The 20,835-nt window shown below is 35.9% G+C and carries 18 protein-coding genes; 5 read left to right on the top strand and 13 right to left on the bottom strand.

Annotated features, from left to right (window positions below; genetic code table 11):
* Positions 1-159 precede the first annotated feature (159 nt).
* From DRF65_RS15525 to DRF65_RS15505, 5 genes are all read right to left on the bottom strand, one after another.
* A complete protein-coding gene (locus tag DRF65_RS15525) occupies positions 160-3,345 on the bottom strand; it encodes an efflux RND transporter permease subunit (protein WP_115971670.1) in 3,186 nt (1,061 codons plus the stop codon).
* A gap of 7 nt (positions 3,346-3,352) precedes the next feature.
* Positions 3,353-4,414 carry an efflux RND transporter periplasmic adaptor subunit gene (locus DRF65_RS15520; protein ID WP_115971669.1) on the bottom strand — a complete coding sequence of 354 codons (1,062 nt, stop codon included), beginning with the start codon at positions 4,412-4,414 and terminating at the stop codon, positions 3,353-3,355.
* A 6-nt stretch (positions 4,415-4,420) separates the two neighbouring features.
* Positions 4,421-5,773, bottom strand: a complete 1,353-nt coding sequence (locus DRF65_RS15515; RefSeq protein ID WP_115971668.1) for a TolC family protein — start codon at positions 5,771-5,773, stop codon at positions 4,421-4,423.
* A gap of 87 nt (positions 5,774-5,860) precedes the next feature.
* Positions 5,861-6,454, bottom strand: coding sequence for a TetR/AcrR family transcriptional regulator (locus tag DRF65_RS15510; RefSeq protein WP_115971667.1), 594 nt, complete (start codon positions 6,452-6,454; stop codon positions 5,861-5,863).
* A gap of 227 nt (positions 6,455-6,681) precedes the next feature.
* Positions 6,682-7,509: a CvfB family protein gene (locus DRF65_RS15505; RefSeq protein ID WP_115971666.1), complete on the bottom strand. Its 828-nt coding sequence runs from the start codon at positions 7,507-7,509 to the stop codon at positions 6,682-6,684.
* Positions 7,510-7,629: 120 nt separating this feature from the next.
* Here DRF65_RS15505 and DRF65_RS15500 point away from each other — a divergent pair, with 120 nt between their 5' ends.
* A complete protein-coding gene (locus tag DRF65_RS15500; protein ID WP_115971665.1) occupies positions 7,630-8,076 on the top strand; it encodes a hypothetical protein in 447 nt (148 codons plus the stop codon).
* Between the two features lie 395 nt (positions 8,077-8,471).
* Here DRF65_RS15500 and lpdA read toward each other — a convergent pair whose 3' ends face one another.
* The 8 genes from lpdA to recQ form a co-directional block, all read right to left on the bottom strand.
* Positions 8,472-9,875: a dihydrolipoyl dehydrogenase gene (gene lpdA / locus DRF65_RS15495; protein WP_115971664.1), complete on the bottom strand. Its 1,404-nt coding sequence runs from the start codon at positions 9,873-9,875 to the stop codon at positions 8,472-8,474.
* 127 nt (positions 9,876-10,002) lie between these two features.
* A complete protein-coding gene (locus DRF65_RS15490) occupies positions 10,003-10,350 on the bottom strand; it encodes a hypothetical protein (RefSeq protein ID WP_115971663.1) in 348 nt (115 codons plus the stop codon).
* Positions 10,351-10,482: 132 nt separating this feature from the next.
* Positions 10,483-11,121: a DUF2306 domain-containing protein gene (locus tag DRF65_RS15485; protein WP_115971662.1), complete on the bottom strand. Its 639-nt coding sequence runs from the start codon at positions 11,119-11,121 to the stop codon at positions 10,483-10,485.
* Between the two features lie 57 nt (positions 11,122-11,178).
* On the bottom strand, positions 11,179-12,312 hold the full coding sequence (locus DRF65_RS15480; RefSeq protein ID WP_115971661.1) for a helix-turn-helix domain-containing protein: 1,134 nt from the start codon (positions 12,310-12,312) through the stop codon (positions 11,179-11,181).
* 96 nt (positions 12,313-12,408) lie between these two features.
* Positions 12,409-12,795: a cupin domain-containing protein gene (locus tag DRF65_RS15475; RefSeq protein ID WP_228438741.1), complete on the bottom strand. Its 387-nt coding sequence runs from the start codon at positions 12,793-12,795 to the stop codon at positions 12,409-12,411.
* Positions 12,796-12,809: 14 nt separating this feature from the next.
* Positions 12,810-13,892 carry a glycosyltransferase gene (locus DRF65_RS15470; RefSeq protein ID WP_115971660.1) on the bottom strand — a complete coding sequence of 361 codons (1,083 nt, stop codon included), beginning with the start codon at positions 13,890-13,892 and terminating at the stop codon, positions 12,810-12,812.
* Between the two features lie 356 nt (positions 13,893-14,248).
* Complete coding sequence (locus DRF65_RS15465) at positions 14,249-14,653, bottom strand: hypothetical protein (protein WP_123947362.1); 405 nt, start codon at positions 14,651-14,653, stop codon at positions 14,249-14,251.
* 132 nt (positions 14,654-14,785) lie between these two features.
* Entirely contained in the window at positions 14,786-16,990 is a 2,205-nt protein-coding gene (recQ, locus tag DRF65_RS15460) for a DNA helicase RecQ (protein ID WP_115971658.1), read from the bottom strand.
* A gap of 158 nt (positions 16,991-17,148) precedes the next feature.
* On the opposite strand from recQ, the gene DRF65_RS15455 reads away from it, so the two are divergent.
* The 4 genes from DRF65_RS15455 to tatC all read left to right on the top strand — a co-directional run bounded on the left by DRF65_RS15455 (position 17,149) and on the right by tatC (position 20,510).
* A complete protein-coding gene (locus tag DRF65_RS15455) occupies positions 17,149-18,108 on the top strand; it encodes a KpsF/GutQ family sugar-phosphate isomerase (protein ID WP_115971657.1) in 960 nt (319 codons plus the stop codon).
* An 11-nt stretch (positions 18,109-18,119) separates the two neighbouring features.
* Entirely contained in the window at positions 18,120-18,683 is a 564-nt protein-coding gene (locus tag DRF65_RS15450; protein WP_115971656.1) for a Crp/Fnr family transcriptional regulator, read from the top strand.
* A gap of 98 nt (positions 18,684-18,781) precedes the next feature.
* Complete coding sequence (locus tag DRF65_RS15445) at positions 18,782-19,468, top strand: type 1 glutamine amidotransferase domain-containing protein (protein ID WP_115971655.1); 687 nt, start codon at positions 18,782-18,784, stop codon at positions 19,466-19,468.
* Between the two features lie 214 nt (positions 19,469-19,682).
* On the top strand, positions 19,683-20,510 hold the full coding sequence (gene tatC, locus DRF65_RS15440; protein ID WP_115971654.1) for a twin-arginine translocase subunit TatC: 828 nt from the start codon (positions 19,683-19,685) through the stop codon (positions 20,508-20,510).
* Positions 20,511-20,835 lie beyond the last annotated feature (325 nt).

Raw genomic sequence — 20,835 nt, 5'->3', positions numbered from 1 at the left:
ATTCGTTTAGTTCACTTTATTTTCTCTGGTTCTTCAGTATTTAATTATTATCTAATTTATTACTAAATCCTTTTACAAATCTAAAGGCATTCGTGGCAAAACAAAAAAGCGCCTCAGAAGATCTGAGGCGCTTTCGATTAATTAAAGGTATATGATATTTTAGTTATCTAAATGCTTAGGAGTAAATCCGTCTTCATTTAATTCTCTGTGTTCATAATCTGCCTTCATTTCAGCTTCGTAGTCTACTTTGGTATCTTTACCCATTCTTCTTAGGATAGAGTCAAATAGAGAGTATACTACAGGCACAATGATCAAGGTAAGGAATAGAGACGATGTTAAACCACCGATTACTACCCATGCAAGACCTTTGTTCATCTCTGCTCCTGCCCCTGTTGCCAATGCGATCGGTAACATACCGAAGATCATCGCAATGGTTGTCATCAGGATCGGACGAAGACGGGCGTGGTTAGCCTGGATCAATGCATCATGAGTACTTGCTCCCGCTGCTTTTCTTGCATTTGTAAAGTCAACGATCATAATCGCGTTCTTCGCTACAAGACCAATCAACATGATCATCCCTAGCATCGTAAAGATGTTCAATGAGTTGGCTGTTAAGGCAAGGATTACCATTACCCCGATCATCGCCAACGGAATAGAGAACAATACTACGAAAGGATAAACGAAACTGTCATACAATGATACCATTACAAGATATACCAATACGATAGCTGCTAATAAAGCAATCCCTAAAGTACCGAAACCTTCCTGCTGGTTTTCCATATCTCCACTCCAGATGTAATCTACACCAATAGGTCTTTTCTCGTTCATGAACTTAGCAGACCACTCGTTTGCTACGTCTCCAACCGGTCTACCTACTGCTTTAGCTCTTACTTTTACAGAAGGAGACTTATCTCTACGTTCAAGCAAACTTGGTCCTGAACCCATTTTTACTTCAGCAAACTGGCTTAAACGAATCTGCTGACCCTGAGGGTTTGTAAACATTAGGTTTTTGACATCATCAATAGACTGTCTGTTCAGATCTCCAAAACGGATGTTAATGTCATATTCATATTCTCCTGCTCTGAATTTTCCATCTGTATTCCCGTTAAATGCAGTCTGCATCGTTTGTCCTACACTTGAAAGATTTAAGCCTAGAGAAGCCATTTTATCTCTGTCGATATTCACCTGTACTTCTGGGTTACCAGAATCAGTTGATAATTCTGCATCTACTGCTCCAGGAACTTTTTTCAGTAATTCAAGGATTCTTGTAGCCTCTTTTACTGCTGTTGCGTTATCCGGAGCGGTTACTACCATTTCGATTGGGGCATTTTCAGCACCCATGATACCAATTGGAGCTGTTTTAAACTCAACACCAGTGAATTTCTCCTCCAGTACTCTTTTTATTTTTGCAGCTTTGATGTTTGTACTTTCAGAACGTTCAGATTTATCCGTTAAGTTTACCTGAACTTCAGACTGGTAAGTAGTTGCCTGAGCTCCACCAAAACCTGTTGACTGCTGTCCAACCGTTGTAATTAAGTCTACAACATCTTTATCATTTCTTAAAAACTTCTCAACATCTAATGTTAGCTGGTTTGTTTTTTCAACAGTTGCATCTTTAGAAAGTTCCATCTGTACTAAGAACTGACCACGGTCAATCGGCGGGAAGAATTCTCCTCCAATGAATCCAAAAATCACCAATGAGAATGAGCTGATTAAAACAATGAATGTAATAACTACTGTAGAAATTCTTCTCACTGTTGTTTTCAGACACCATTCAAGAATACCCGTAATCCAGTGCGTAAATTTGTCAATGAGTCCTTCGAACCAAAGGATGAATTTCTCAAACCAGTTTTTACCTGTTAAATGCTCCAGTTTACCAAATCTTGATGATAACCAAGGAATGATGGTAAATGATGCCAACAACGATAATAATGTTGCAATAACCACCGTGACGCAGAACTGTGCCAGAATGTTGGCTACAAGCCCTGAACTCATTGCAATCGGTAAGAATACCACCACAATTACCAGGGTAATCGCTGCAACGGTAAATCCGATCTCTGATGCACCGTCATAGGCTGCTCTGATCTTGCTTTTACCCATCTCCATGTGACGGTAGATGTTTTCCAGTACTACAATCGCGTCATCTACAAGGATACCTACCACAAGGGAAAGCCCCAGTAAACTCATTAAGTTCAAAGTATATCCCATCAGATTCATTCCGATGAACGCCGCCACCAATGAAGCCGGGATCGAAACCATTACAATGAATGCATTTCTGATACTGTGAAGGAATAATAGCATTACAATTGCCACAAGAATAATCGCCAGGAATAAGTCGAAAATTACGTGGTTGGCAGATTCAAGGGTAAATTCTGTTGTATCATTTACGATTTTTACTTTTACTCCCTGAACTTTGTAAGCTTCTTCTACGGTCTGAATCGTTTTCTGAACACTTTCAGATACTGCTACTGCATTGGCATCAGACTGCTTTTTTACCTGCATTAAGATTGTTGGAAACTGATTGAATCTTGCTACTTTTTCAACATCTTTCTGAGAGTCGAAAACGGTTGCAATATCAGATAAACGAACCTGAGCTCCATTTTTGTTGGAAACCACAAGATTGTTCATTTCTTCAGTTGACTTATACTTTCCTGATAATCTGATGGTAGATTTTGTAGTTCTTGTTTTCAAACTACCAGTAGGGAAATCTAAGTTTGATGAAAGGATTGCCTGCTGAACATCTCCAATAGAAAGTCCGTACCCTTGCAATTTCTTTTCGTCCAGGTTCACTTGAATTTCTCTCTCCTGTCCACCTACAAGATCAACCTGTGCTACTCCGTTTACACGGGAGAAAATAGGTTCAATCTTTTTATCTAGTAAGTCGTAAAGGTCCTTACTGTTTAATTTATCAGATGAAATACTCATCGTGATAATTGGTAAATCATCCAGTGAGAATTTATTCAGGGAAGGTGCTTTTACATCATCCGGAAGGTCTCCCAGAATTGCATTTACCTTTCTCTGAGCATCATTCAATGCAAAGTCTACATCTGCTCCATTGTTCAGCTGAACCATAATAACCGATAAACTTTCATATGAAGAAGATTCTACTTTTTTTACGTTTTCCAAAGAACCTACGGCATCTTCAATCTTTCGGGTGACGGAGGTCTCCACCTCTGCAGGCGAAGCTCCCGGATACACCGTAGAAATGGTTACCATGTTGGTTTCAAACTTCGGAATCAATTCGTATCCCATGAGCGTATAACTCAGGATACCTCCCAGTGTCAGAATTGTAAATAATACAATTACCAGCGAGGGTCTTTTAATCGATATTTCTGCTAACTTCATAGATCCTCTACTTTATAATGTTTACTTTAGATCCGTTGTCCAGGTTGATCTGTCCGCTGGTTACCACTTGCTCACCACCATTCAGTCCGCTTAATACCTGTACTTTGTCTCCGTAAACTTTACCAACGGTTACTGTAATCAATTTAGCAACACCATTCTGAACAACGAACAGCTGTCCTGAACTTACTCCATTCACAAACGCTTCTGCAGGAACAGTCAGCATATTCTGAGTTTCTGCTCCATGGTTTGTTTTAAAGGTAGCTGTTGCGTACATACCCGCTTTTAAGTTTCCTCTGTTCTGAACTTCAATTTCAACAGGGAAATTCAAAGAAGCATCACTTTTTGGAGCGATAAATGTAATTCTACCCACAAAAGATTCTTCAGGTAAAACGTTTACTTTAATCGGAACCTCCTGACCTAACTGGATTTTTCCAACCTGGCTTTCATCTACTAAAACAGAAAGTTTTAAGCTGTTAATGTTAACGATCTCAAACATGGAAGTTCCTACTGAAACAACTGTTCCCGGCTCTACCATTTTTTTATTAACCGTTCCGCTGATTCCTGCACGGATACTTGTATCATTTACTCTTACTCCCTGAGCTTTCACTGCAGCCTGCATATTTTTCAACTGCAATCTTGAGTTATCAAGTTGTTGTTTTGTAACTCCACCTGTTTTATATGCGTTTTCATAACGTTGGTTATCAATAACAGCATTCTGTAGGTTATTTTGAGCCTGAGTAACATCAACTTCGATAGCATCTCTTTTAATAGTCGCCAACACCTGACCTGCTCCTACTCTTGAGCCTTCTTTCACCAAAACGTTAACAATACGTCCTGAAATTTCAGAAGCCTGGTTCATTTCCTGTTTAGGAATAAACGTTCCGTTCGCAGAATAGTCTGTATCAATATTTTCTCTTGCTACCGTTACAATATTAACGTTGATTTTATCTACCTGCTTGGCAACCTCCTTTACTTCCTGAGTCTGCTTTTCTTTGTTACCTGCAATCTTGTAAGCTGCCAACCCAACCAGTACAGCTGCTACGATGATATATATTAAAGTTTTTTTCATTGCTTATTATGGGTTTTGTAGTGTGTTTAATTCTCCTTTTGCTTTCATCAACTGAATTTCAGCCTGCTTGTAATCTAATAGAGCATTGGCATAGTTTTGTTTTGCTTCTGTTAATGAGTTATCTGTATCCAATAAATCTGTAAGTGTTGCCAAGCCATATTGATAGTTAGATTGTGTATTAGCCTGTACTTTTTCTGCTAATGCCACATTATCCTTCATGCTCTGAATATTGATTAAAGCATTTTCCATATTGGTGGTTGCATTTTTATAATCTAAATTCAGGCTCAGCTGTGTGCTTTCAATATCCTGATTTAAATCCTGAATATCAATTTCAGCCTGTTGGATCTTAGATTTTGTAGCTCCTCCGGTAAAGATCGGAATGTTTACATTTAATCCTACTGATGCTGCATCACTCCAGTTTACTCCATTACTGATTCCGTTGAACCAAGGGAATTTTGTTCCCATTCCGTACCATCCATAGTTGGCCTGTAGGCTTACTGTAGGATAAAGGAAGGCTTCGGTCGCCTTTTTATTGAACTGTAAAAGCTCCATTTGCTTCCTAAGAACTTTCACTTCAGATCTGTTATCTAAATTGATCTGTCCGGCAATAAGCTCAGGTTTTGGTTCTATGCTTTTCTCTTCCAGTTCAATCTGAGAATCAATAGGTACTCCCATATAAAACTTCAGAGCATTTTTAGAAAGTTCCACCCCGTTGATGAGTTTTTGCTTATTAGAAGCGATATTAGTCAGCTGAACATTCGTTCTGTCAAGATCGATAGGTTTTGCCAAACCGTTATCCACTAAGCTTTTAATAACATTTCTTACCTTCTCAGTGTTTTTATAGCTTGTTTCCAGTGTTTTCAGGTTTTCTTCCTGTACAAATACATTGTAATAAGCTGTTGCTACATTTACAATAATCTGTTCATTGGTAAGCTGAGAGTTCAGTACATAGAATTCTCTGGTAGACTTTGCAGCCTTTAAACCGATGAAAACCCTCTGATCAAACAGAGCCTGGTTCAATGAAGCGGAAATGTTGGAGTTCCATGGCTGTCCCATTTTGAAGATGTTTCGCTGTCCCATGATCTCCACTACCGTTTCCTGGATAATGGGGTTATAAGAAACACCTCCGGCCACACTGATCTGTGGAAGAGCTCCGGCTTTAGCCTCATCAATCTTATATTCGGCTTTTTTAACCTGTAAGGCAGCTTTTTTAGCTTCTGCCTTATTCTGGAGTGCCTGTTTTATTGCCTCCTGCAGAGAAACCTCCTGCTGGGCAGACACTGATGAAAAACCGAAAATCATAAATGCTGCAGCTATCCCAATCTTTAGCTTTTGAGCAGTTATACGTTTTCTTTTCATAATTTTTATACTTCGTTTATTTTTTTAATTTTTATCCTTGTTTTATTTCTAACTGACGAATCATTTTAAGAAATACTTTAGATTTCTTTAATTTTTAAATAACATATTGATAATGATCCCTTTTCTCACGGAAATAATCTCATCATATTCTTCGTCACTAATTAATAAATTCTCCATGAATAAAGGTCTTACGGCACTTGGAAAAACCAATAGTGAAACCATATTCAGAATAAACTGAACCGGGGCCATCTTCTCAATATTCCCTAATTCCATTTCTTTTTCAATATCGCTGTACATTTTGTCCAGGATATCTTCCTCAATTTCCCTTTGATGGCAGGTTCCTTTATTGATCTGTGAAACGATATATGTTTCCAGATAGGGATATTGAAGGCTCGTAGAAAGGCTGCTTTCTATAAACTGACTGATCTTCTCTTTAAATGGAAGCTCCGAATTCTGGATAATCTTTGATTTTTCCTGCTCTACTTTCTGTGCTTCATCAAAGATGATCTGAATAAGTTTGTCTCTTGATCGGAAGTAATAATTAATAAGGGTTCTATTCACCCCTGCTTCATCTGCAATCTCCTGCGTAGTAGCATCAAATTTTCCTTTCACAAAGAATAATTTCTTCGCTGTCTCCTTGATCAATTCCTGTGTTTGGTCTTTTTTTGCTTGATTTGACATTATTGTTAAACAATTTTGTGCAAATTTATATCAAATTTTATTTTTGACAAAATTGTTAAACAAAAAAAATAAACGAAATTGTTATGATTTACATCATATTTTTGAAATAAAGTTTTGAATGCTAAAATTGGATATTGTAGTGGTAAATGCTACATCAGTATTTCTCTAAATGAATATAGAAGCAGGTATCAACAAAAAAGAGCAGAAAATTCTGCTCTTTTTGTTTTTTATAATAATTTGATTTTGTCGTCTGAAATTTCGATAATGTTATCCTTATAAAGGCCTCCTATCGCTTTCTTAAAGTTCTTTTTACTCATCTGAAGCTCATCTTTAATCTCTTCAGGAGTAGATTTATCAGACACATACAGAAGACCGTAATTTTCTTCCAGCCTGTCCAGAATCTTTTGTTTGAATTCGTCAATATTTTCAAATCCTTCCGGCTGTAAGGAAATATCAATTTTTCCATCTTCCCGAATGGTTTTGATATATCCTTTCTCTTCAGATAATGGATACAACTTCTTGAATACATCCGAAGCATATATCAAACCTATATATTTTTTATTGATCACAACATTCCAGCCCAGTTCACCTTCGTTCATCATGATAAGGTCTACTTTATCCCCTTTTTTGAACGGAAGATCTTCATATTGTGGATTTCTTTTGAATTTTGTAGTCCCGGTGATCAGATCCATAGCTTCATCTACATAAATATGAACCAGGTATCTTTTTCCCTCAATAATCTTGGCTTTTTGCTGTTTATACGGAATAAACAAATCTTTGATGATTCCCCAATCCATAAACGCCCCGCTTGGAAGGCTTTGTACGCAGCTCATTACCGCAAATTCACCTACTTCTGCCAAAGGAATCTCAGTAGTCGCTTTCAATTTATCATCATCCTGATATACAAAAACCTCAACATACTCTCCTACTTCCTTCTCTTCACGAATGAAAATTTTAGGAAGAAAAGCTTTTTCACCGGATTCTTCATCTGTAAGAAACCATCCTGAGTTATTTTTTTCTGAAATTTGTAAAGTCTGAGTTTTTCCGAGTTGCATTGATGATAAAATTAGCTTACAAAGGTACGGAAATTTGAAGATTAACCTAATCTATAGTTTTAAGAATCGTTTTATATTTCAGATGGTCTTTAAAACCTGTACATTTGAATAAAAAATAACATGAAAAGATATTTTGCTGTAGTATTTCTTCTTTCCCTCATCACTGTCAATGCCCAGATCCTGGATAGAGCAGCCATTAATCTGGCCTATCGTTACAGCGGAAGGAATGTTTTACAGGCCGGATTGGAATTCAGACTCGGAAATTCCAATTATCAATCTGTGATTCTGGGACCGTCAATACTTTATACACGAATTGATGACACCAATAAATTTATTCCGGAGGCTAACATTTCTTTCCTTAATAACGGACTGTTGTATGGCGCTTCGATCAATCAGTATGCATTGGAACCAAGAATTGGAATCTCTTTATTTAATGCTGTATTTCTCAATACCGGCTATGCTTTTCCTATACATAAAGAAAAATATTTTAAAGGGATCACCTTCGGAATACAGTTTAATATTGTTCCCAAAAATTCGAAATTTTACGATAAAATGAGAATTATGTAGATGAACGGATAGTTTATTGGAGGCTATTGTCACCTAAATCTTTCTAATTCTGGTAGCTTAGGGATTTTATTGGAAAACGCTAAGGCGCAAAAGAATTATAATACTAATTACTTTATGGCGCAAGAGAATCAAAGATTCTCAGCAATGAAAAGCTTTCAAAATATTTCCATTATCATATTTTATACATTAATAAAAATCATTCGTGAATTCGTAGCAATTACAAAAGTATATTTTAACAGTATACAATTTTATCGGAGATAAAATCTTTGTGATTTACAATAGAAGCCATTCAAAAAAATTGTGACTTTGAGATAGCTTCGCTTTGCTCGCAATGACAAAAAGAGGAGCAGTTGCTCCTCTTCTATTATTTAAATGATTAAATTTTTAATCAAATATTACATGTGGATAGGTCTTTTTTCTGTAGCATCCAATGCAGCTTCTTTAATCGCTTCTGCATATGTTGGGTGTGCGTGAGAACTTCTTGCGATGTCTTCAGCACTTGCACGGAACTCCATAGCAATTACTCCTTCAGCAATAAGGTCAGCAGCTCTTGCTCCTATAATATGCATCCCTAAAACCTCATCAGTTTTCTCGTCTGCAATAATTTTAACAAGACCATCAACATCACCACTTGCACGGCTTCTTCCTAATGCTCTCATTGGGAAAGAACCTACTTTATAAGCTACTCCTTCTTCTTTCAGCTGCTCTTCAGTTTTACCAACTCCAGCAACTTCAGGCCAAGTGTAAACAACACCCGGGATTAGATTATAATTGATATGTGGTTTTTGACCTGCTAATATTTCAGCAACTAAAGTTCCTTCTTCACTAGCCTTGTGAGCAAGCATTGCTCCTTTGATCACATCTCCGATTGCATAGATGTTAGCAACGTTAGTCTGAAGGTGGTCGTTTGTTTTTACTCTTCCTCTTTCGTCAAGTTCTACTCCTGCTTTTTCAAGACCAAGACCGTCTGTATAAGGTCTTCTTCCTACAGAAACTAAACAGTAATCTCCTTCTACAACTACTTCTTCTCCTTTTTTATCTTTAGCCGTAACTTTTACAGTATCACCGTTTCTTTCTACTGCAGAAACCGCTGTAGAAAGCATAAACTTCATTCCTTGTTTTTTAAGAACTTTAGTTAATTCCTTACTTAAAGCTCCATCCATTCCAGGGATGATTTTATCCATAAACTCAACTACAGTTACCTGAGCACCCAGTCTTAAGTATACAGAACCTAATTCAAGACCAATAACTCCACCTCCGATTACTACCAAATGCTTAGGAATCTCTTTAAGATTTAAAGCTTCAGTAGAAGTAATTACTCTTTCTTTATCAAGAGTAATGAAAGGTAAAGAAGATGGTTTAGAACCTGTTGCAATGATGGTATATTTAGATTCAATCGTTTCAGAAGAACCGTCATTCTTAGTGATTTTAATCTGAGTAGCAGATTCAAAGCTTCCCAATCCTTCAAAAACAGTGATTTTGTTTTTGTCCATCAAAAAGTTGATTCCTTTAGTCGTTTGATCTACCACTTCGTTTTTACGTTCGATCATTCTTGCGATATCCGCTTGAGGCTCGTTGATGATGATTCCGTGACCTGCAAAATTGTGTTTTGCATTTTCGAAATGCTCAGAGCTGTCAAGAAGCGCTTTTGACGGAATACATCCAACGTTAAGACAAGTTCCGCCTAAAGTTGAATATTTTTCAATAATTGCTGTTTTGAAACCTAACTGTGCTGCACGGATCGCAGCTACATAACCTCCAGGACCAGAACCTATTACGGTAACATCGAATTGACTCATGTTATTTTATGAATTTGTTTATTATTATCTATCTTAATTCTCACAAATTTACATATAAATTACCAAGCACCAAAGTGAGTTTTATCAATTTTGAGATCAAAAAATTTTAAATACCTTAACGCGGTCATCAATCTAGCTGCAGTCTACCATTTCCGATCGTTCCTGTACTTTCAAAAAAAGAACCTCCATAAACATACCATTCAACATTTTCAAGATACTCCACTGCGTTTTCCGGAGTTATCTGTAAACGGTCTTTTTTCGAAACAATTCCTTTGTACCATCTTCCTGATTGGGAATAATGTTCATATTCAACAAAATAATGAATCCATATTCTCTGGCATAACTTACACTGCTGAATACTTACTTCTCCGTTCCTTCCGTTGGTATGATCTATCCCCAACTCGGAACTTCTGTATTCAGTATAATTTTGGTCCGGTTTTTCACAAGCGCATCCTATTTTAGGAATCATTTTCATTCTATTTTTATTTGAAACGCAAAAATACTAAAAACACCTCAATATGAAGTTACGATCAAAGTACACAAAGTCTTTTATGCACAAAGTCTGATATTTTGAGAACACAAAGATTTATGGCTTTGCTACAGTATTTTATTTTTTCAATCGGAAATAAATTTTAATATTAAAAAATATCATTATCAAAGTCATCAACAGAGACGGAAGAATCTGGCTATAGGGTTTATAATCCGGTAAAAGAGTTCCGATAAAAGCAGATAAAAGCGCTCCCATTGCACTGATCATTTTACTGGAATGCTCATAACGCCAAAGATTTCCATATCGGGCTCTGGGAATACAATATCGAAATGCATCATATGAAACCACCAGCAGCAAATAGCCTACACCAGAGTAAATAACCACCGGATTCCAATAGAAACCAATAAATTTCAGGTAATACACAAACACCAAAGCTATGGCTAAGGCACCCAGCATCGCCAAAAGGTCTTTGAGGTAAAAACGGTTTGATTTTTCCTTTAAAATCCTGAATCCCGAATAAGTATTATAGGCGGCCAGAATGGTAATCAACAGCAGAAAAAGGTTTCTTTTAAATACAATGACTCCGAAAGCACCGGTAGTTACCACAACGATCATACAATACACAAAAAAGTATCCGAGCTTTACATGTAATAAGGTTCCTTTTGTTTTTAACAGAATCAGAAACCCAATGATAAGTGCAATGGTTCCACTGATGACATGTACAATAATGTTACTTAAATGAAGAGGTGTGTCCATAGTTTTTTGATGGCAAAAATCCCATAAAACACAAGCCTGGTCGTCCTAAATGATCGGTTAGGACTCTTTTTTAATCGATTCGGACTTCTTAAATTCGGATGGTGTCATTCCGGTTTCTTCCTTAAAGATCTTATTGAAAGTAGATTTTGAATTAAACCCTGATTCAAATGCAATTCCTAAGATTGAATATTTTTCAAACACAGGATCTACAAGCTTTTTCTTAACTTCTTCTATTCTGTAAGCATTTACAAATTTGTAAAAGTTGGTATTGAGTCCCTGATTGATCGTCTGTGAAAGCTGATGGGTGGAAACATCCATTAATAGAGACAATTTCTGCAGGCTCAACTCTTCGTCAAGATAAGGTCTGCCTGTTTCCATGAATTGTAATAACCTTTGGGAAAGGATATCGGAATAGGCTTTATCCTGAACATCGACTTTTTCTTCTTTGGTAACCACAGTATTCCTATCAAGAATTACCTGTTGGTTAAAAACAATACTCTGCCTTAAACTAAAGAATACAATGCACAATAAATAGCCACTTTGCACTACTGCAACAATCTGAAAAATCTTATCAAAAGGAATGAGTTCCGTTTGTGTTCCTAAAGCAATCATACAGAAAATCCCGATAAAGAGTATAATTAAAGAAACAATGATATATTTCAGCCAGTTCAGGTTTATTTTTTCAAGTGCTGAATAATATTCGGGAAGCATCTTCTGGTATCTTTTTAAAGCCAGAAAACACAAAATGATATATACCACAGGAACAATCGCCATTGGAAACGTAAGCAGATCCAGCATTTTATTCTGTTGTCTTTCTATAAAAAACGGAATGCTGTTGTTAAATCCGATCTGACTGTAAAACAATGAAATTCCAATAAATAATAAGCTGTAACAGATAAAAAACAAAGAATGTTTAATCAGGAAGCTTACATTGAACTCTATATTAAAAGTAATCGAAATAACATACAGGTAAAGCATTCCCATACTGAGCACAGGAAGCGCAAAACCAAAAGGCTGAATAATTTCAGGAAGCAAGGATGGAAATAAATAATAGATCAGGTTAGCAGCAGCAACCAAGAGCCAAGCTATAAGATAATAATCTGAAGAAACCTTTTTCTTTTTGGAAAGCAACAAAGCCATACACATCAATGCAACAATAATTCCTGAAAAAGAAATGCTTTCCAATATCATATTAAGGAATTGATTTGAATTGCGGGTAACCAAAATGATCACCCATCAAAATAAACTTTATCAGTTTTAAAATCAACTAATGTTTTTTCTCAACGATTATTTAAAAAACTTAATATTTTCTTCATGTCCTTTTTTCAAATAAATTGCCGTAAAAACCAGCGGTTTTTCTTTTGAGGCATTATCAAAATGAAGAATATTAACATTTTTAGGTTCATAGAAAGCATCTCCTGCATGAAGAATAACACTTTCCTCACCTTCTATCTGAAAAATAACTTCTCCGGATTGTATGATTCCAATGACCGGACATGGATGCAAATGTTTGGGAGCAGCCTGTCCTCCTGCCATTGTTATTTCCTGAACATCAGCAGTAGTTACTTTTTGATTCATTGAAACTTTCAACAATTCTTTTCTGGCTATCTGGCTTTTCTGAGCCATTACTGTAATAGAAAAAAGCATGCAGGCAATAAATGCGACTGTTTTCATCCTTATGATATTGACTATTTATAGATTAGGTCCAATAATACCTTTTCATATTTATCTAAAATAATATTTTTTGAAAACCTTGATTTAATGGAATTTTTTATCGCATCGCGATTATAATTTCCATGCATCACTTTTATGATTTGCTGGGCAAAGTCTTCATAGTCTTCAATATTGCCAATCTCGCCATTCACATTATGCTGAATGATCTCATTGATCCCTCCCGGACAATTATTGGCTAAAGAATAGGTTCCGCATGCTCCCGCTTCCAGAAGTACATTGGGAAAGCCTTCATATCTTGAAGAAAGAATAAACAGATCAGCATACTTTAAAAACTGGTAAGGATTCTCCTGTCTGCCATGGAAGATTACATTTTTTAATCCTAAAAATTCCTTCATCTGAAGCAGAACATCCCTGTCTTTTCCATCCCCCAGAATATGAAGCATTATATTTTCGCTTTTGAGCCTTGAAAATACTTTCAACAGGTTATCAAATCCTTTTCTGGCTGATAAATTCCCAATGGCTACTACATTTTTGTAATTGTATTTAAATCCATCAGGCTTCAAGGAAGTTCTTAGTTTTTCATCAATAAAGTCAAAGTCTACCGGATTATTGATCTTGATAATTTTTTTCTTTTTAATATTAAAATTATCCACAAGATCTTTCATCATATCATCACTTTGTGCAATAATTCTCTGGTAGTTATTGTAAAAATTATAAAAGAACTTGATTTCCTTTCTCGTTACGTGTTGGGTAACCACATTCGTTTCCCTGGCAATAAACTTCGTTCTTGGAAAAAGCTTGATAAATAATGATAAATAGGCATTCACTTCTCCAAATCCGGAAAATACAATATCAGGTTTTCTTCTATAGATCTCTCCTAAAATGGGTTTTAAGGAATGTCTGATCCTATCGGTATTGATATCGATAATTTCAACATCTTTTTTCAGAAAATCAAGATATCCGCCTTGCTTACGCAACAGCAAAATCTTGGGCTCAAAACGATCCCTGGAAAGATGATTTGCTATGGTAGTAACTATTCTTTCTGCACCTCCGGTTTCTAGGTCCGGCAGAATAAATATGACAGATATTTTTTTCATCAGTTAAAGTTACTAAAAAGTTTAGTTACAAGTCAAATCTTCCTTTTGTCATTGTAAACAAGACAGCGTAATTGTAACTTTTAGATATGTATTTGTTGGAATTTGCAAAGACGCAAGGATTTTTTAATATCTGCTGCTGTAAGGCGCAAAGATTTTATCTCCGATAAAATTGTACATCATTATAATCGCTATGAATATATGAATGTAAGGTACTTATAATACAACTCTACATTATTTTATAAAATCTGTGTGCTTATATCGTTTAAAAACTATAAAGAATTATTTTATTCTAATATAGTAACTTCAATAAAGAAATTATGCATTCGTGACTAAAAATTGCCACCAGGTTTATAAAACTAAAAATAGTTTTCAAAGAAAAATCCCGTGCCTGGAATTGCATCTAACTTAGGATTAACTTCAGGATGCCTCAAAACCCATTTTTCTAATTCAGAATTATTTTTTATACTATCATGTACAGGAATCTCTATATAAAGAACATTACTATGAATATTATTCTTTAAGTACAATACTAAAAATCTCTTATCTATATTTTGGGGACCTTTAGAAAAAGGCATCTCTCCATCACATCTTCCTTTATACTCTTTATTCCCTACCTGAAATGTGTATAGATAGTAATACCCTGTACCTCTTCCATATTCTTTAATTCCATGTATTGTACCAACAGCATATTCTCCGGTTTCCCTATAATTATTCTTGAAATCCTTCTTTATAAAATAATCATAGGCAAAGATACCTATCATGAGAAAGAATAAAATTACAATATAGTTTTTCTTTAAAAATAACATTTAATGTGAATAATTAGCTTTCTCTAAATTACAATAAAAAAGCTCTTCAGTAGAAGAGCTTTTAATATTTTTTTCATATTTCATTCCTTAGTTTGCAACATCGCTGATAAACTTAATTCTCAGCATTCTTACCTCTTCATCAGACAGTTCATCTCCAAACTCATCCAGCAGAACTTTCATACTGTCACTTTCAGACTCGTTCATGAACTCCATGAAGCCGTCTACGATATCTTCATCAAAATTGTCTTCAATATAATAATCGATATTAAGTTTAGTTCCCTGATACACAATTCTTTCCATTTCTTTCAGTAGTTCATCCATAGAAAGGTTCTTGGCTCTTGCAATATCTTCAAGATCAATCTTTTTATCTGTACTCTGGATGATAAACACTTTGTGACTGGATTTATTGGCCACCTGTTTCAGGACCATGTCCTGAGTACGTTCTATATTATTGTCTTCAACATAGGTTTTGATATAGTCAGCGAATTCTTTACCATATTTCTTGGCCTTTCCTTCCCCTACTCCATAAATTTTGTTGATTTCATCTAACGTAATAGGATATTGAACTGTCATATCCTCCAAACTTGGATCCATAAATACCGTGTAAGGCGGGATACCATGCTTTTTGGCTACTTTTTTTCTTAATTCTTTTAATAAGGTAAAAAGCTTTTGGTCCAGGCCTCCTCCTGCCTGCTGCTGCAACTGATCACTATCTGCCTTGGCCTGTGTAAGGTCGAATTCCCTATCTTCAGCAATTAAGAAAATATTCTTGGATTTGCCTGCCAATACACTTCTTCCTCTTTCTGTCATCTTTAAAACACCGTAAGTTTCAATATCTTTCTGTAAGAAATTCTGAACGGTTGCCTGTCTTAAAATGGTCTTCCAATAGTTGTCTTTTTCTTCTTTCCCAAAACCGAAATAAGAGTTCTGCTCCAGCTTATAAGACTTGGAAACAGCAGTTTCTTTTCCTACAATAACGGAAATAAGATCTTTTGACTTGAATTTTTCTCCTGTATCATGAATCAGTTCCAGTGCCTTTGTTAAATCAGAAGTTGCATCTTTCAGTTTCGGAGGATTGGATGAATTATCACACATTTGAGCTCCGTCACCTTTCACCGGATCAAAGCTTTCTCCAAAATAATAAAGAATATATTGTCTTCTGCTCATTGAAGTTTCTGCATACCCTACTACCTCATTTAAAAGCTGTAACCCGATTTCTCTTTCAGACACAGGTTTTTGAGCAAGAAATTTTTCCAGTTTTTCAATGTCCTTAGGATCATAGAAAGCAAGACAATGCCCTTCACCGCCATCTCTTCCTGCTCTACCGGTTTCCTGATAATAACTTTCCAGAGATTTCGGGAAATCATAGTGAATAACAAAACGTACATCCGGCTTATCGATTCCCATTCCGAATGCAATGGTAGCTACAATCACATCTACTTCTTCCATCAGGAATTTATCCTGATTAGCTACTCTCACTTTCTGATCAAGACCTGCATGATAAGGAAGTGCATTGATTCCGTTGACCTGCAGAAGCTGGGCAAATTCTTCCACTTTTCTTCTGCTCAGACAATAGACAATCCCTGATTTTCCTTTATGTTGATTGATAAATCTAACAATCTCCTTATCTATATTAATTTTAGGAGTTACCTCATAATATAGGTTCGGCCGGTTGAAACTTTCTTTAAAGACCAAAGCATTGCTCATGCCCAGTGTTTTCTGAATATCATCCTGCACCTTCGGCGTAGCTGTAGCCGTAAGAGCGATCACCGGTACACTGGCAATCTTATCAATAATCTGTTTCAAGTTCCTGTATTCCGGTCTGAAATCATGTCCCCACTCTGAAATACAGTGAGCTTCATCAATAGCAAAGAAAGAAATCTTAACATCTTTCAGGAAGTCCAGATAGTCATCTTTAATCAATGATTCCGGAGCTACATACAAAAGTTTGGTCTTTCCGCTTTTAATATCGTCAAAAACCTGTTTTGTCTGTGTCTTATTTAATGATGAATTTAATACATGCGCTACCCCATCCTCAGAAGAAAGCCCGTTTACGGCATCTACCTGATTCTTCATTAACGCTATTAAAGGTGAAACAACTATTGCCGTCCCCTCAGAAATAAGTGCCGGAAGCTGATAACATAATGATTTACCACCACCTGTAGGCATCAACACAAATATATCCTTCCCGTTCAATAGGTTTTCTATGATCTGTTCCTGTTGTCCCTTAAATGTAGAAAACCCAAAATACTTTTTCAATTCGCCTGATAAATTGGCTTTTTTTGCGCTCATCTAATTTTCTATTGCTAAATTTGCATCTAACCCAAAGTTATAAAAATTCTGCTTAAAATAAAAGCGAACGAATTTATAAAAAATAAAATTTATATTAAATATTGTTTTTAAAATATAACGTTTTTTGAAAACTTTTTTGTATACCTTATTGTCATAAAATGGATAGAACCAACATTATATCAATTGCCAAAAGCACTTTAGAAATTGAAATTTCAGAACTAGAAAAATTAAAAAACAGAATTGACGACCAATTTGCCCATGCTGTAGAAATTATTCACTCTGCAAAAGGGAAATTAATTGTAGTAGGAATAGGAAAATCTGCTCATGTAGGTAATAAAATTGTTGCTACCCTGAATTCTACAGGTACTCCCTCTCAATTTCTGCATGCTTCGGAGGCAATTCATGGTGATCTGGGTGTGATTCAGAAGCAGGATGTGGTACTTTGTATCTCCAATTCCGGAAACTCTCCTGAAATTGCCAACCTTGTTCCTTATTTAAAGGATTATTCTTCAGCTCTGATCGGAATGACAGGAAATAAAAGCAGTAAACTGGCTGAATTTTCACAAATTATTCTGGATACCCATGTTGATGTAGAGGCCTGTCCTAATAAACTGGCTCCTACAAGTTCCACTACCATTCAAATGGCATTGGGTGATGCGTTAGCCGTTTCTTTGATGGAACTGAATGATTTCAAAGCGAATGACTTTGCCAAATTCCATCCTGGAGGAAGCCTGGGTAAAAATCTTACTTCCAGGGTTGAGCAGTTCCTTTCTTCACAAAAGCCTCAGGTTTCCGGAGATGCTCTGATAAGGGATGTTATTATCTCCATCAGTGCATCAAGCCACGGGATTACTGTAGTGACCAATGAGGATCAGATCATTGGAGTTATTACCGATGGAGATTTGAGAAGAATGCTGATGAAGGGAGAAGATATCAGTAAAGTGTTGGCTAAAGACATTATGTCTGCCAATCCAAGAACTATTGAAAAGGATGCCCTTGCCAAAGAAGCGATGAAAATTTTAAAAAACAATAATATTGGTCAGCTTGTAGTAACTGAAAACGGAAAATATTTCGGAATCATTGATCTGCATAAACTGCTTGATGAAGGAATTAATTAATCTTTATTAAGATGAGCCATTTCCTAAAAGAGCATATTCAGAAAATCATCAATCCTACAAATGATGAATTTGAGGCTATTCAAAGCTTTTTTATGAAAAAAAGATTCCGGAAAAGACAGTTTCTTATACAGGAACATCAGCCTGTACATGAAATTTTTCTGATAGAAAAAGGTATTGTTAAAAGCAGCTTTATAGACACTGCAGGAAAAGAACATATTCTTCAGTTCGCTGCGTCCAACTGGTGGATTTCAGATTTTGCTGGTTTTTTTAAGCAGGAAACCTCATCACTGGCTGTTGATTGTATTGAAGATGCCGAAGTATATGCTATATCTTATGAAGATTTAAATACACTTTGTGCAAAAGTTCCGGCAATGGAACATTTTTTCAGAGTAAAGTCCAATTTTGGGTATGTAGCCCTGCAGCAAAGGATTCTCTCATTAATGAGTAAGCCTGCCAAAGAACGCTATGAAGATTTTATTAAACAATACCCCGGTTTTATAGACCACATTCCGAAACAGCTTATTGCAAGCTATCTGGGAGTTTCAAGAGAAACATTAAGCCGATTATACTTATAAAGATGTGACCTGTGTCACATCTTTTTTTTGAGGTATATCCTTAGCATTGCTTTATAAAAATCACAATCTTTGTTCTATAATTTTTAAGAACAATACCAATGAAAAAGAAAGCATTAATCGTAGTGACAAGTGTGGAAAAATATCCTGATATGGAAAGAGCAACAGGCCTGTGGCTGGGAGAAGCCGTTCATTTCTATGAAAAGCTGGCAGAAAAAGGCTATGAAATTGATTTTGTAAGTCCGAAAGGAGGCTATACTCCGCTTGATCCTATTTCTCTGCAAATGTTTGTACAGCCTGTAGACTGGAAATATTATGCTGATGAAACTTTCAGAAATAAACTCGGTCATACTTTAACACCGGGTGAGATCAATCCTAAAGACTATAGCGTCATTTACTATGCAGGCGGACATGGTGTGATCTGGGACTTCCCTGATAATACCGAGCTGCAGGAAATAGCCCGCAGTATTTATGAAGACGGAGGTATTATATCTTCAGTATGTCACGGAGCTGTAGCACTTTTCAATATAAAACTTTCTAATGGAAAAAATCTGATTGAGGGAAAGACACTGACAGGTTTTTCAAATTCAGAGGAAATTGCTGCAGAACTGGCTGACCATATTCCATATCTTACGGAAGATGTACTGAAAAGCAAAGGAGCCCATTATGTAAAAACAGACCATGATTTTGTTCCTTTTGCTGTAGCTGATGGAAATCTGGTAACCGGACAGAATCCTCAATCCGGAGCTGCTGTAGCTCAAAAAGTACTGGAAATTCTGGAGAAATAATCCTGAGCTTAAGTATATTAACAGACAGTCTGAAATGACTATTTCAGACTGTCTGTTAATATATCTGAATGTATTGTTAAAACACTTCAAAGATATGTAATATAAACCTGAACAAATTCATGACTAATAAATTCTAAATACTGATTATTATTTCATAATTTCGCAGACTTAAACTGCTGGCATTTGCAGCTGGCATTTTGACAGATTCTATTATATGGACAATAACAAAGACATGTCCTTTCTTGGGCATATTGGAGAATTAAGAGGGCATTTAGTCCGTTCGATTATTGCTATCATCATTGCAGCCTTTGCGGTTGGTTTCAATATCAACTGGATTATGGACCATATCTTTTTTGGACCTACAAGAAATGATTTCCCGACTTTCAAAATTGTTAATCATTTTTCAAGACTGATTTTGGGAGAAGACAGTATTCACCTTCCGAAGGATTTTCCGGTACGTGTACAAAGACTATATCAGCAGTTCAATGTAATGATGGCTGTTTCTGTTTTTGGAGGAATGGTTGCAGCATTTCCTTATATCGTTTGGGAGCTATGGCGCTTCATTGGCCCAGCTTTACATCCGAGAGAGAGAAAGAATTCAATCTATATCATTAATTCAGTCTGGATACTTTTTATGACCGGAGTTTTATGCGGGTATTTTTTAATACTTCCATTCGCTGTTAATTTTGGAGTAATCTTTAAAATTTCAGATATTATTGTTCCTCTTTATGATCTGAGTGATTATACAACATTATTTTTACAGGTAGTTTTGGGTATGGGAGTTATTTTTCTTTTCCCTATTCTGATCTATTTCCTTACCAGCATTGGAATTCTTACCCCTTTATTTATGAAAACTTACCGTCGTCATGCGATTGTATTAATCATGGTAGTGGCAGCAATCATCACTCCGGCAGACGTTTTAAGTATGCTGATGGCAGCTTTCCCATTACTTATCTTATATGAATTCAGTATTATGATGTGTACTTTCACTTATAAAAGAGTACAGAAAAGCAATGGAAATCTTCCTGTAGTACAGAAATAATTACATTAAAAATTCACCTTATACAAAAGCCCGGTTACCTCCGGGCTTTGTTATTTCTATAAGATATTCGCAGGAATTATTTAAAAAAGAATGAATGTCAAAGATTGAAAAGCGCTATATTATTTATATTGGATTATTTTAGATTATCACGCAAAAGTAGTCTGGCAGACATCCTTGTCAAGGTTTAAAACCTTGACAAGGATGTAAATACGGTTAAGAATAAGAAATTAATATGTTTCAATAGTTTATCCGGCTAAACACGTTATGTAGAACATCAATCTTTCTTTTACTCATTATTTTCGCACTATCCCTATCCAGCTGTTAA

Origin of the sequence: Chryseobacterium pennae, assembly GCF_003385515.1 — a bacterium.
GTDB lineage: Bacteria > Bacteroidota > Bacteroidia > Flavobacteriales > Weeksellaceae > Chryseobacterium > Chryseobacterium pennae.
The sequence above is the reverse complement of the archived record's forward strand: the minus strand, read 5'-3'. Positions and strand labels throughout refer to the sequence as shown.